The following is a 13,506-nucleotide window of genomic DNA, read 5'->3' as shown; positions in this document are numbered from 1 at the left end:
TAGATATGATTTCAGGATTTGTTCTCACAGAGAATCGCTTGCACCAAATCTCAATTCAAGATCAGGATGACTTTAGAGATGAGATGATCTGGATCGATCTCGTTGATCCCACAGAGGAGGAGCGTAGCCTTGTTGAAGAACATTTTAAACTTGAGCTTCCAGAGAAAGCTGAAATCAAAGATATCGAGGCTTCCGCTCGTTTCTATGAGGATGAAGATGGGCTACATGTTCACAGCTTCTTTCTGAATGATTTTGATAATAGTGCGCGCAACATCACGGTAGCATTCTCAATTAAGAACAATCGCCTCTTTACAATCCATGAAGAGGATCTCTCCGCATTTAGACTCTATCGCCTTCGTGCAAGACAGGTTCAACTGGAGCTAACAAATGGCAGAGTTGATGTGATGAATATCTTAATTGGACTACATGAAACGGCTATTGAGCATGTTGCCGATGTTTTAGAGCGAATCTATGCCGAACTTGAAAATACAAGCCCTTATGTTTTAGCGCTTGATGAGAAAGATGATAATAAAAAAGAGAAGAAGGGAGAAAAACGTCGCCGCTTAGAATCTCAAGATGATGAGAGCGACAAAGAGCCAACAATGGAGGAGGTTCTTCAAAATATTGCCCTTCAAGAAGATATGAATGGTAAAGCACGCCTCTCTCTGATGGATACGCGTCGCTCATTCTCCTTCCTAATGAGAACCCAACTTCTTAGCGAACAGCAAAAAAATGATGTCAGGGAGATTTTACAAGATCTCGAGTCATTAACAGGGCATACCACCTTCCTCTTCGACAAAGTGAACTTCCTGCTTGATGCGGCTACCGGAAAGATCTCTCTTGAACAGAGTCGAATTATCAAGATCTTCTCAATTGCATCTGTTGTCTTTCTCCCACCAACACTCATTGCAAGTATCTACGGGATGAACTTCCCGATGCCGGAACTCAATTACGCGATTAGCTACCCCCTCTCTATCGGTGCAATGATTCTCTCTGGGATCGCCCCCTACCTTCTCTTTAAACGCAAAGGTTGGCTCTAACGGAAAAAAAGAGAAGCTAAAACCAATAACGCCTTCTCTCAGATCTCGATACACAACCTTAAAAATTAGAAGAACAAAAAAGAAAAAAGAGAGAGAATTACCAGAATCTAAACACTGCTGGAAATCTCTCTCTTTCTATTGACTTAAAAAACCACTATTGCTGAGTGTTAGAGTCATCTGCTGATGGGTGACCAACGGGAACCACTTCTCCTTGCTCTACAATCATATCTAAGACATGCTTTGCAGCGCCATCCTCTGATTGATACTCTTTTAAGCGAAGACGATACTCATAATTCTCAACCGGCGTAAATCCTTCAATCTCCCCAGTATATATCTCCCACTCACTATTTTTATCTTCTCTTACCTGCAAACACCCTGCTTCTTGCTCTTCACAAGGTGTACGTTCTGCAGAGATATAGTAGAAAACTCGCTCGTAAGGCTTTGCTTTAATATCAAGATACTCACCTTGATCTAATTCAACAGGAAGATAGTGAGAGCTCTTTTCACCCGGCACCGTTCCCACTAAATAGAGAGCATCTCCCTCTCTGACCATTTTGGGTGTAGAGATCATAAATTGTGAGATCCGCTCATCAAGCTTTTGTAGTTCAGGATCACACGCCATCATCGTTGAAGCTAAAGCGGCCCCTGCTCGCCCCTCTTTCACTCTAAAGGCACCATTATCTTTAAGATAAACCTGCCCCATCAATGTATTGCAACCACCGTGTACTGAGAAGTGATGCGCCTCTTGATCTAACACCACCTTTACATCATGCTCTTTCGATAGTGGCGTAATATTCAATGTCTCTGTTGCCATCCCCACCATTGCAATACTACTTCCTAGTAATCCAGCAACGGCGACTTGACTCCATCTCTCTCTCCATCTACTCAATTTCATTACCTTTCCTCTTATTTAATAAAAGAATTAAAAGATCACTCCAACATCGAAGGGATGTAAAAAGCACCATTATTCGATTGTATCATGATTGTCTGGCCATCAATCAAGTGATCAAATAAGATTAAAACCCTCTATCCTGCGCTATTATTAAACAAACGCTAAAATAAAGATGACAAATGAATTTTATTTCGTATAATAGCAATCCTTGTTTAAGAGGAAGCTCAAAGACAAGTATAGCGGAGTGGTAGTTCAGCTGGTTAGAATACCTGCCTGTCACGCAGGGGGTCGCGGGTTCGAATCCCGTCCATTCCGCCACTAATTTAAAATATGAAGTTATTAGTTTTACAATTCGAGCTACAATAAATTATTGTAAAGAGTTGCATCTTTCTCAAAGAGTGATTAGAATAATCCTTTGTAAAAGAAGTTATAAATAGAGTTGTAAAAATTGCGATAAAAATCTTACGATTAAATCGTATCACTAAAAAGAGGTAACTTCATATCACAATCTAACACGGAGTGGTAGTTCAGCTGGTTAGAATACCTGCCTGTCACGCAGGGGGTCGCGGGTTCGAATCCCGTCCATTCCGCCATATTTTAAGTTGTTAAATGTGATCTATATTCTCTTTGAATCTGATCTATTTAACAAAGTTATTAAGAGTAGCAGTTCTAATCTCGGAGTGGTAGTTCAGCTGGTTAGAATACCTGCCTGTCACGCAGGGGGTCGCGGGTTCGAATCCCGTCCATTCCGCCATTATCAGAGAGCCTAGATCGAAAAATCTAGGCTTTTTTATTATCTGCGATAAACTTGATACTGATCTGATGATATTCTTAAATCTTATTCCCGCTCAAGAGGAGAAGTTTTATGAAGCCCTTCCCTGCTTCTCTTGCCGTAGAGACCTTATGCCTATCGATACAAAATCGACAGTACCCTCAACAGATGCCTCTATTTCTTAAAATATCTAAAATATCTAAAATTTCATCTAAAGCTTTATCTAAAGTTATTTTGGTCGCAGCATTTCTACTCATCAGCCACTCCATTGCTCATGCATGGCATACGATCGCCTCTCCTAGCAATAATGAGCAGACGGTCATTTTTGGGAGCTATGCCAATGGATGTATCGATGGCGCAATCACGATTCCCACCACAGGATTGAGCTATCAACAGGTAAGACCTAGTCGTAATCGGCACTATGGTGCGCCAGAAATGGCAGATTTTATCGCAAAAATCGATCGCTGGGCATTGAGCGAGAATCAGATTCTCATCTTTGGCGATATCTCTCAGCCAAGAGGCGGTCCTGCTAACTTTGGTCATGCAAGCCATCAAACTGGGCTAGATATTGATATCTGGTTTGAAGATCGTAATGAACCACTTCCAGAATCGCTAATTGAAAAGCTGGTAACACCCTCCGTCGTCAACCCTAAAAAAGGGGATCTCAATCAACATTGGCGCCCCTTCTATCGTGATCTACTCTACTACAGTGCAACCAATCCCCAAACAGAGCGAATCTTTATCAATCCCGTTATTAAAGCGGCGCTCTGTCAAAGTGAAGAAGATCGAAGCTGGCTACAAAAATTACGCCCTTGGTTTGGCCATGACTCTCACTTTCATATCCGCCTACAATGCCCTAAAGACAGCGAACATTGTATTCCTCAAGCACCGATACCTGTAGGTGATGGCTGTAATCAAGATCTACAAAACTGGGTCAATGATCAGATCAACTGGCATCTTAATCCACCTAAAAAGTCAGCACCTATCGATAAGCCACCCAAAGTTTTGCCGATCGAATGCCAAGTGATCAAAAACAAGTAGAAGAAGCGTAGCAAAAGACTTCGCCTCTTTTAAGAAGGAATCAGCTTAATCCTGCTTCAGAGCATTCATAGTAGTTGCTTTATAGCCTTATTTTCGGTAACTTTACCCCTCTCAACGCTCTTTCAATGAGTTTATCAAATAAGGACATGGTAGATTGTGACTAATAAAAAAGCTTCTATTATCGCTATTATTGCGGTTGTAATTATCTTTATGATCTATGATCGCTTCAAACCTCTTTCAGAAGAGAAGATTATTGCAAAACAGGGTGTTGCTATACTCTATCTTGATAATAGCTATAAAAATATCGACTCTACCCAAGCACCCGCCGGCACACTTTTAGCACAATACTCTAATCGCCATGATCTCACCGTCATAGTAACAGGAAGCCATCTCACAGCTGAGGAGGCGAGGGATTCGTTAGAGAATTATAGCGAAAAGTTGATTAAGGGAGCGCCAGAGGGAACATCGGTCGAGCTACTTGAAGTTATTCCCCAATTAGATGAGATCTATTACACCATCACTGCCCCAGAGAAACTCTATACCTGGCAGCGTTTAAAACGAGATGGCGATCAACTCACCGTTATAGCTGTTACCGCTGAAGAGGAGAATCCCAAGGTTGATCCTTTAGTGATTCTCAAAGAAGCACAATTTGGAGCTCATTAAACTCAATCATGAGTGAGCTTTAGATAGCAAATATCAATTATGCTCACATCAGATTCAATAGAGAGATTCATGACACCATGAGATTCATGACACCATTCAAATATCATGCAAATATCATTCAAATATATAAGGGGGAGCCTCTATTAGCTCCCCTTTTCTGCTTACCATATCTGAGGCTTAATAATCACCAAGAGTCACCAAGCTATCAAGAACCATCAATAAAAATAGCAATAACTAACAAGCCTCATTCGCACTGATCACTCAACCATTAATATCCCCAAGCGCCCCAAGCGAAAGGTCCATCAAAGAACATACCATTATCCCATGCTGCATCGGCATTTGCCCAAGCGGCCATCTGCTCTGCTTGCATCTGATTCTCTTCACGATAATCTTTCCATGCCATGTTATAACACGATTGGAAGAGTGGGTTATTGACAGCCGCAATATATTTTGCTTCAAAAACTTTACGCTCAGCGGCAGTTAAATGAGTGGCATTAGGCATCTCTTTCATCAACTCTGCTGCTTGTGGACTACATTGGGAAGCTAATGCGACCTGGGTATCTAACATCTGTGCTGCTTGCTCCTTTGCTTCCGCCGCCTTCTCTGCTGGCGTTACGGCACATGCCGCAAGAAACATCACTGCACAAGATAACAGAGCGACTCTCATCATCGATTTCATATCTAATATCCTTCTATTTCCAGTTATTATAAAAGAGCTTAAAAAGAAGCTCGCTTCACTCATTTAGTGACTTAAATGTAAAGGCTTAAGTACCTAAGTTATTAACTATTAATTGTAAATTGTTACTTTGTTAGTTGTTAGTTGTTAGTTGTTAGTTATTAGTTGTTAGTTGTTAATTGTTAATTGTTAACTATCAATACCTCAACCACTTATCGTTTAAGTAGAAGTGGATCAATCCTTTAACTTTCTCCTTAACTTTAACATTATTTTACCATCACAACGAGAGGGGAAATAGGATTGAGAAAAAATAGTAACCTCTCAAACAAAAAGGCAGCTCTCTTTAAAAGAGCTGCTCTCTCTTTTGAATTATCAACCGATCGCTATGACCGGTCACTTCATTAATTCAGAAAGTAGCGTGAAGAGTATCTATTGATCGATCTCAACGAGAAGATCATCAGCTTCAACCACGTCACCTTTTGTCACGAGCACACGTTCGATCGCCCCTGATGCTTCTGCGCGAATGGTTGTCTCCATCTTCATCGCTTCTAGCGTTACAATCGCATCTCCCTCCTTAACAATATCACCTACCTTAACATGAACCGTACCAACAACGCCCGGCATCATCGCTGCAACATGGTAAGGATTTCCCTTCTCACGCTTCTCTCTTAAAGGTAGATCAGACGTTAACTCATTTTTAGGAATCGAGAATGCTCTAATCTCACCATTGAGTTCGAAGAAGACATTGCAATGACCCGTAGCATCCGGAAGAGAGATCGCTAATAACTTGATTAAGAGATCCTTTCCTTGCTCTAGAGAAACAGTGTGATAGGTATCCTTCTCAGGTCCATAGAAGAAGATCTTAGAAGGGATATTAGAGACATTGCCATACTTCTCTTGATGTGCTTTAAACTCCTTAAATACCGCAGGATACATAAGGTAAGAAGCTAAATCAGTCTCTGAAATTTCATAACCTAAAGCAGCTTCTAAGTTCTCTTTTTCAGCCACAAGATCAACCGGCGGAAGATGCGCCCCCGGACGCCCCTCAATCGGCTTCTCATCTTTTAAGACTTTCTTAGTAATATCTTCTGGGAAGCCTCCCTCAGGGATTCCTAATTCCCCCTTCAAAAGCCCTACCACAGATTGAGGGAATGCAATCTCACGCTGCGGATCTAAGACATCTTCAGCTTTAATATCTTGAGTGACCATCATTAGTGCCATATCACCCACAACTTTAGAGCTAGGTGTTACCTTCACAATATCCCCTAAAAGCTGATTAACTTCGGCATAAGCTTTAGAGACCTCATTCCAACGTGGCTCTAGCCCCATTGATCGCGCCTGCTCTCTTAAGTTAGTATATTGTCCACCCGGCATCTCATGGTTATAAACATCTGAAGTACCAGATCGTAGTGTCGATTCAAAAGGCGCATAGATTGAACGTACACCCTCCCAATAGGTAGAGATCTGATGCATCGCATCAACATCAATTCTTGATTCACGCTCACTCCCTTTTAATGCATGGATAATCGATCCCATCGGAGGCTGACTCGTTAAACCTGAAAGGCTATCCATCGCTGTATCAACAGCATCCACTCCCGCTTCAACAGCAGCTAAAACAGAAGCCGCTGACATCCCTGATGTATCATGCGTATGGAAATGAATTGGTAGTTCGATCTCCTCTTTCAATGCTTTAACTAATGCTTTCGCCGCTTCAGGACGACAAACACCCGCCATATCTTTAATACCGATAATATGTGCACCCGCTTTCTCTAACGCTTTTGCTAACTTCACATAATAGTTGAGATGATATTTAGGTCGTTTTGCATCAAAGAGATCTGCCGTGTAACAGATCGTCCCCTCAACTAACTTTCCTGACTCTAAGACGCTATCGATCGAAACGCGCATATTATCGACAATATTGAGTGAGTCGAAGATACGGAAGAGATCAATCCCTTTCTCCGCAGCTTGCTTCACAAAATATTGAATGACATTATCGGGGTAACTGGTATAACCAACACCATTGACACCCCTTAAGAGCATCTGGAAAAGTGTTCCTGGAATCATCTCTCTTAGACGAACTAATCGCTCCCAAGGATCTTCATTTAAAAAGCGCATCGACACATCAAATGTTGCGCCACCCCAACACTCTAAAGAGAAGAGTTCGGGCATTAACTCGGCATAGTAAGGGGCAATATCCCAAAGATCTTGAGAACGCATTCTTGTGGCAAAGAGCGATTGATGCGCATCACGCATTGTTGTGTCGGTAATTAGAACCTCTTTCTGCTCACGCATCCAATCAGAAAACCCTTTAGGACCCAACTCTAAAAGAAGATCACGTGAGCCTTTAACAGGTGCGCGCTCTCCTCGCTCTAACTGCGGTAATATCGGCTTGATAAAATGTTTAGGGATTGCTCTTCCTTCCAATTCAGGATGACCATTAACTGCCACATCTCCTAAGAATTTCAGAATAGAGTTTGATCGATCTTGACGCTCTTTCAGATCGAAAAGCTCTGGATTTTGATCAATAAATTTCGTTGTATAATCACCCGCAATAAATTTCGGGTGATTGATCACATTTTCAACAAAGGAGAGGTTAGTAGAGACGCCTCTAATGCGGAATTCACGCAATGCTCGATCCATACGCTCAATCGCTTCAAGATCATTATTCCCCCAAGTGGTCACCTTCACTAAGAGTGAATCATAGTAGGGTGAAATAACGGCACCTGAGTAAGCTGTTCCCCCATCAAGACGGATACCAAATCCTGCCGGTGAGCGATAAGCAATAATTGTTCCGGTTCCAGGAAGGAAGTTATTAGCCGGATCTTCTGTCGTCACACGACATTGAAGCGCACTGCCTTTTAGCTTAATCTCTGCTTGAGGAGGAACAACCATCTCAGATGAGCCAATCTTTGCACCCTCTGCTACCTGAATCTGTGCCTTCACAAGATCAACACCGGTCACCTCTTCGGTAACAGTATGTTCTACCTGAATACGGGGATTGACCTCAATAAAGTAGAATTGCTCGGTATCGGCATCCATTAAGAATTCAACCGTTCCGGCATTACTGTAGTTAACAGCCTTCCCTAACTTCAATGCACTTTCGCAGATCTCTTCACGCTTCTCTTGAGAGAGATAAGGGGCCGGCGCACGCTCAACAACTTTCTGATGACGTCTCTGTACAGAACAATCTCGCTCCCAAAGATGGACAATATTGCCATGCTGATCCCCAAGAAGCTGAACTTCAACGTGGCGCGCGCGTTCAATCAGTTTCTCAAAGTAAACCTCATCATTTCCAAATGCAGCGAGAGATTCACCGCGTGCTTCACGTACTGAATCCATCAAGGTTGATTCATCATAGATCGCCCGCATTCCGCGACCACCACCGCCCCAGCTCGCTTTTAGCATCACCGGATAGCCGATCTCTTTCGCAATACGCTTAATTGACTCTTCATCACGAGGAAGCGCCTCAGATGCCGGCATCACAGGGACACCTGCCGCAATCGCCGCATTTCGAGCAGCTACTTTATTTCCTAAAGTATTTAAAACATCATAGGAAGGACCTATAAAGATAATGCCATTTTCCCGGCAAGCCTTGGCAAAGTCAGGATTCTCCGCTAGGAAGCCATAACCTGGATGGATCGCATCGGTATTGGTCTCTTTCGCAATACGGATAATATCTTCAATATCAAGATAAGCTTCTAAGGGTAACTTCCCTTTGCCTACCACGTAACTCTCATCAGCATTAAATCGATGTGCAGCACGCCGATCCTGCTCCGCATAGATCCCTACGGTTTTAATCCCTAGCTCTGCTGCGGCACGGATAATACGGATAGCGATCTCGGAACGGTTCGCGACTAAAATCTTTTTAATCTTTCTATCTGATGATGATTCTACAGACATAGGTCTTCCTCCATTTTAAGTTTGTCACTTTAATATTTTTATATTGCCTCTGTTAGGCGCTACCTATTTTGTTTCACATTTTAAACTACACAAACACTACAACAATACAACAAACCCCCTCTCTTTCATAATATTTTCTCCTTATTGATAAAAAAATTAACGATTAAATCGACAATAAGAGACACAATTATTCATTAAAACTAGATAAATTGATAAGGATATATTATTAAAGAGGTGGCGGATATATCATAAATCGAAGGGATTCGCCTAATCACTCTCTTTTTCTTCTAAGTACTATGATGAATAATAATTATGATTCGTGATGCCAATTGCGCCAAAAGATCACAATGAGCAATAGCCTATCACCAACCAGCTGTTGACCTATGATCGCGCTAACCACAATATGGTCAACCAAAAATTGATCTATCACTAACCTGTAAACAAAAACTGAATGAAATGAAGAAAAATAAAACAAAAGAAAAACTGAAATTAAAAATAAAATGGGATAAACAGATTTAATAAAAATTATTCAATAAAATAAGGTTTATTTAATTTTAAATAATTCTACAAACAGAGAACTATTTAGGTAAATATTTCCCATCATTTACCACTTCGTGTAAAATTTTATGCTTAGCCATTAATATTGAGTTATAGCCTTAAGTAGAGCTCAATTATGACTTTAGATGGCGTACAATCTATTTTTAGCGCATCATGTCGCTTCTTATTGAGATTTCAATCTCATACTTATGACGATTAACGATTACATTATGGCAAATCACAAAAATCATCTATTTCGGTTTACCTCTAATCAGAATGGGAAGGAGACACTCCATGGCGAGGCGCGTCTTGATCGTTTCTACCCCTTCTCAAAAGATAATCGCCTAACAGTGATGGTTTGGAATATCTATAAACAACAGAAATTGAATTGGCTACCTATTTTGACCGAGTATGGAAAAGATCGGGATCTCATTCTCCTGCAGGAAGCAAAAGCCTCTGAAGAGCTGATTCAATTCTCTAAAACCCACTTTTTGGTGGGGGATCAAGTGCCGGCAATTGAAATTACAAAAGATGCTTACGGCGTTATGACACTCGCCTCAAGTTACCCACTCTATACTCGACCTTTTCGAACAACTGAGCCCTTTTTACGATTGGCAAAATCAGCGCTAGTTACGGTCTATCCGCTCCATGATAAGCGACTTCTGATGGTCGTTAATGTTCACTCAGTCAACTTCAGCTTAGGGGTAAAGATTTACCGCGAACAGATTCAATCGATTGCTGAACATGTTATCAATCATAATGGACCTGTCATCTTCGCCGGTGATTTTAATACTTGGAGTCGCAAACGGCGTCATCTTCTCTATCTCTTCACTCGAAGAATGGGGTTAAAACCGGTGATTTTTAGTGATGATTATCGCAAGGCTTTTTTCAATTCACCACTCGACTTTGTCTTCTATCGTGGATTACGTCTAGAAAAAAGTGAAGTAATTAAGACCGATGCCTCCGATCACAACCCTCTTTTAGTCGATTTTAGGCTCTATTAACAAATAGTCGGTAATGGGTTCAATAGAGTAATAGATAATTGGTAATTGGTAATTGGTAATTGGTAATTGGTAATTGGTAATTGGTAATAAATTAAAGCTTATGCTTATGAGAGATAAAGAGGGTATCGATCTTCTCTAAACGGGCTAATAGTTCTGCATAATCATTTGCACGAACTTTTAGCGTCATTTCACAATTGACACCATAATTCTCTGCCACTTTAGTTGCATTAAGATCATTGATCACATGATTGACCTCGTTCGTTGCCGGATAGTCAAAAGTGAAAGTAACATCGAGTCCTATCGTTTTCGTTACAATATTTGCGCTCTGTAGTGCATTACGTGCGCCCTCCTGATAGGCAGAGACTAATCCCCCCGTACCTAACTTAATCCCGCCAAAATAGCGCACTACAATTACTAAAACATTGGTCAATTCAAAGGAGCGGATTTGCCCCAAAATGGGTCTTCCAGCAGATCCAGAGGGCTCTCCATCATCATTAGCACGGTAATGTTCATAGCGCTCACCTAAGACATAGGCGTAGCAGACATGGCGAGAATCATTATAACGTTTACGATATTCATCAAGCAATGTATCGATCTCCTCTTCAGAGCTGACCGGCAGAGCGAAAGTGATAAAGCGACTACGTGAGATTACAAACTCATCTTCACTCATGGCAGTTATCGTCTTATACTGATCACTCTTCATCTTGCACTCTCCCAAAATCCCTACAACTCGATCAACCTCTTCACCGCTATCTGTAAAGAGAATCAATAAAATAGGGAGTGATTATACCATATCGCGACCCTTCTCTATCCCTAAATAGCAAGCGAGTATACAGGGATAAAAAGAACAAAATAGGCTGAACACTGCCGGAAATCACTATCGCGTACTTCCAAAGACTACGCGCCGGCAGTGGGCGATACTCTATCATCCCCAAAAAAATTGATTCATTAAAATAGGAGAGGCTGTTGAGTTGCCGGATCTCACTATCTCGCTCTTCCAAAGATTACGCGCCGGCAGTGGGCGCTCTTCTATCGCCGGAAAAATGATTGATTTATTGAAGTAAGAGCGGTGGATGAGTTGCCGGATTTCACTATTCAATGTTCTTCTATCGATCACACGCCGGCAAGAAGTATGACTTTAGTGCTATTAAAATCGGTATTGAAGATGCCGATTGGCGGGCATGCAGGGGTTAAAAGAACGAAATAGTCGGTTCCCGCCGCTCCACAGCTTCTCTTAAGAATAATTCATTAAATATCATTGATCGAAACGAAATAGGCTGAACGCTGCCGGATCTCACTATCGCGCTCTTCTAAAGACTACGCGCTGGCAGTTGATAACCTTTACTCCAATAGCGATGCCAAATAGCGATATATCGATAAAGAGAATGAAAAAAGGCGAGATTTAACACTCGCCCTTCCACTGATCTCGCTGACAATAAACTTACAATAAGCTGATCGCTCTTAGTTATCTATCACAACTTTTACTATGCTTTCGCCATTGCCGCTTCATAATTTTTAAGCGCAATAGCAAGACGTTTACCTGCCTCTTCTGCACTCTCTTCAGTCACCGTTGCAAAGGAGAGACGTAGCGTATTATCCTCCGGCGTCCCCACATAGAAAGCAGCTCCCGGCACAAAGACAACCTCTGCATCAATCGCATGCTTTAGAAGTTCGGTAGCACTCATTCCTTCCGGCAATTTAGCCCAAAGGAACATCCCTCCTGTTGGCGCTTCAAAGGTGATCTTTCCATCAGTATGCTTTTTTAAGGAGTCGATCAGATGCTGACAACGCTTCTGATATGCTTTAGAGATCTCTTTAATTCGCGGCTGAAGACGACCACTCTTAAGATAGTTTGCCACAATCAGTTGCGATAAAACGGGGGTATGGAGATCCACCGATTGCTTACAGATCACAATTTTCTCTCTAATTTTGCGGCTCGTTACAATAAAGCCTAGACGGAGACCCGGTACTAAAACTTTAGAAAATGAAGAGAGATAGACAATATGCTCTTTCTCCTTCTCACTCTTTGCTAATGAGTAGATCGGCTTAGCCACTTGATCAGTAAAACGGATCTCACCATAAGGATCATCTTCAAAGATGACAAAGTTATGCTCTACCGCTAACTTCAAGAGACGCTCACGCTTCTCCAAAGAGAGTGTAGATCCCGTAGGATTAGCAAAGGTTGGTACAATATAGAGTGCTTTAATCGGCCCTTTTTTAAGGCGTGCTTCTAACGCATCCACATTGAGTCCTTCAGGCCCCCCTTCAACATCTTCCACCGTTGCACCGGTTAACTTAAACCCTTGAATAGCTGCAAGATAGGTAGGACGCTCAACTAAAATCACATCGCCCTCATCAAGAAATGTTCGAGAGATCAGATCAAGCCCCTGTTGCGATCCGCTTGTTACAACAATCTCATCACATGCTGCATCGATCCCGCGATCTTCGATCAACTTAACAATCTCCTCTTGCAGAACGAGCTCCCCATCAGTTGTACTATATTGATAGGCGTTGACCTCTTTCGATTCGATCACTTCATTAAGAGCGGCATTAATCCCCTCCATATCGAACATATCTGCTGCCGGAATCCCCCCTGCAAGTGAGACGATATTCGGCATCTTGCTATATCGTAAAAGATCTCTCACTATTGAGCTCTGCGATCCTTGAATTCGCTTTGCAAATAAACTTTCGATTCCAGCCATAATCAGTTCCTACTCCTCAACTTTCTAATTTTCTAATCATTAATCGGATGGGGATGATTCTTCCACCCCCTCTTTCTACTACTAATGTAGCAGATCTATTATTATTACGTATAGCTATTACGTATAACTATAGGTATAGCGTTAATCGATTTTTTATTTTTAAAGAAGGTTTTTAAAGAAGATTTTTAAAGAAGCGTATACCCCTTCTCCATATTTATCTCCTATCTCTTCTTGATTAAAAGATTTTGTAAAAGATTTTGTAAAAGATTTTGGGTGAAA

10 protein-coding genes and 3 tRNA genes are annotated in these 13,506 nt (G+C 41.6%); 8 read left to right on the top strand and 5 right to left on the bottom strand.

Features of this window, described 5'->3' with window-relative positions:
- The first annotated feature begins 5 nt into the window (after positions 1–5).
- Entirely contained in the window at positions 6–1,040 is a 1,035-nt protein-coding gene (gene corA / locus B9T19_RS02355; protein ID WP_094566980.1) for a magnesium/cobalt transporter CorA, read from the top strand.
- A 154-nt stretch (positions 1,041–1,194) separates the two neighbouring features.
- On the opposite strand, the gene B9T19_RS02350 is transcribed toward corA, so the two are convergent.
- Positions 1,195–1,935: a DUF4377 domain-containing protein gene (locus B9T19_RS02350; protein ID WP_094566979.1), complete on the bottom strand. Its 741-nt coding sequence runs from the start codon at positions 1,933–1,935 to the stop codon at positions 1,195–1,197.
- A 238-nt stretch (positions 1,936–2,173) separates the two neighbouring features.
- On the opposite strand from B9T19_RS02350, the gene B9T19_RS02345 reads away from it, so the two are divergent.
- From B9T19_RS02345 to B9T19_RS02325, 5 genes are all read left to right on the top strand, one after another.
- Positions 2,174–2,250: transfer RNA gene (locus tag B9T19_RS02345), tRNA-Asp, on the top strand.
- 198 nt (positions 2,251–2,448) lie between these two features.
- Positions 2,449–2,525: transfer RNA gene (locus tag B9T19_RS02340), tRNA-Asp, on the top strand.
- 84 nt (positions 2,526–2,609) lie between these two features.
- Positions 2,610–2,686 (top strand) — tRNA-Asp (locus tag B9T19_RS02335).
- A 252-nt stretch (positions 2,687–2,938) separates the two neighbouring features.
- Positions 2,939–3,745, top strand: a complete 807-nt coding sequence (gene mepA / locus B9T19_RS02330) for a penicillin-insensitive murein endopeptidase (RefSeq protein WP_158214332.1) — start codon at positions 2,939–2,941, stop codon at positions 3,743–3,745.
- Positions 3,746–3,901: 156 nt separating this feature from the next.
- Complete coding sequence (locus B9T19_RS02325; protein ID WP_094566977.1) at positions 3,902–4,408, top strand: hypothetical protein; 507 nt, start codon at positions 3,902–3,904, stop codon at positions 4,406–4,408.
- A gap of 268 nt (positions 4,409–4,676) precedes the next feature.
- Here B9T19_RS02325 and B9T19_RS02320 read toward each other — a convergent pair whose 3' ends face one another.
- A complete protein-coding gene (locus B9T19_RS02320) occupies positions 4,677–5,087 on the bottom strand; it encodes a hypothetical protein (protein WP_233146766.1) in 411 nt (136 codons plus the stop codon).
- A 426-nt stretch (positions 5,088–5,513) separates the two neighbouring features.
- On the bottom strand, positions 5,514–8,984 hold the full coding sequence (locus B9T19_RS02315) for a pyruvate carboxylase (RefSeq protein ID WP_094566976.1): 3,471 nt from the start codon (positions 8,982–8,984) through the stop codon (positions 5,514–5,516).
- A 746-nt stretch (positions 8,985–9,730) separates the two neighbouring features.
- On the opposite strand from B9T19_RS02315, the gene B9T19_RS02310 reads away from it, so the two are divergent.
- The gene (locus B9T19_RS02310; RefSeq protein WP_094566975.1) at positions 9,731–10,525 is read left to right on the top strand and encodes an endonuclease/exonuclease/phosphatase family protein; all 795 of its coding nucleotides are present in this window, start codon (positions 9,731–9,733) and stop codon (positions 10,523–10,525) included.
- 91 nt (positions 10,526–10,616) lie between these two features.
- Here the strand turns inward: B9T19_RS02310 and B9T19_RS02305 are convergent, their stop codons facing one another.
- On the bottom strand, positions 10,617–11,228 hold the full coding sequence (locus B9T19_RS02305) for a YigZ family protein (protein WP_094567357.1): 612 nt from the start codon (positions 11,226–11,228) through the stop codon (positions 10,617–10,619).
- 366 nt (positions 11,229–11,594) lie between these two features.
- Between B9T19_RS02305 and B9T19_RS10545 the strand changes: the two genes are divergently transcribed.
- Complete coding sequence (locus tag B9T19_RS10545) at positions 11,595–11,732, top strand: hypothetical protein (protein WP_158214330.1); 138 nt, start codon at positions 11,595–11,597, stop codon at positions 11,730–11,732.
- A 277-nt stretch (positions 11,733–12,009) separates the two neighbouring features.
- Here B9T19_RS10545 and B9T19_RS02300 read toward each other — a convergent pair whose 3' ends face one another.
- Positions 12,010–13,227 (bottom strand): PLP-dependent aminotransferase family protein, encoded by a 1,218-nt coding sequence (locus B9T19_RS02300; RefSeq protein ID WP_094566974.1) that lies wholly within the window; start codon positions 13,225–13,227, stop codon positions 12,010–12,012.
- Positions 13,228–13,506 lie beyond the last annotated feature (279 nt).

Origin of the sequence: Ignatzschineria sp. F8392, from assembly GCF_002252045.1 — a bacterium.
GTDB lineage: Bacteria > Pseudomonadota > Gammaproteobacteria > Cardiobacteriales > Wohlfahrtiimonadaceae > Ignatzschineria.
This window is presented reverse-complemented; position numbering and strand designations above follow the sequence as displayed.

Excerpts from the sequence above, each read along its gene's own strand:
- B9T19_RS02310 (WP_094566975.1), top strand. The coding sequence starts at position 9,731 with ATGACGATTAACGATTACATTATGGCAAATCACAAAAATCATCTATTT.
- corA (WP_094566980.1), top strand. The coding sequence starts at position 6 with ATGATTTCAGGATTTGTTCTCACAGAGAATCGCTTGCACCAAATCTCA.
- B9T19_RS02350 (WP_094566979.1), bottom strand. The coding sequence starts at position 1,935 with ATGAAATTGAGTAGATGGAGAGAGAGATGGAGTCAAGTCGCCGTTGCT.
- B9T19_RS02320 (WP_233146766.1), bottom strand. The coding sequence starts at position 5,087 with ATGAAATCGATGATGAGAGTCGCTCTGTTATCTTGTGCAGTGATGTTT.
- B9T19_RS02305 (WP_094567357.1), bottom strand. The coding sequence starts at position 11,228 with ATGAAGAGTGATCAGTATAAGACGATAACTGCCATGAGTGAAGATGAG.
- B9T19_RS02315 (WP_094566976.1), bottom strand. The coding sequence starts at position 8,984 with ATGTCTGTAGAATCATCATCAGATAGAAAGATTAAAAAGATTTTAGTC.
- B9T19_RS02300 (WP_094566974.1), bottom strand. The coding sequence starts at position 13,227 with ATGGCTGGAATCGAAAGTTTATTTGCAAAGCGAATTCAAGGATCGCAG.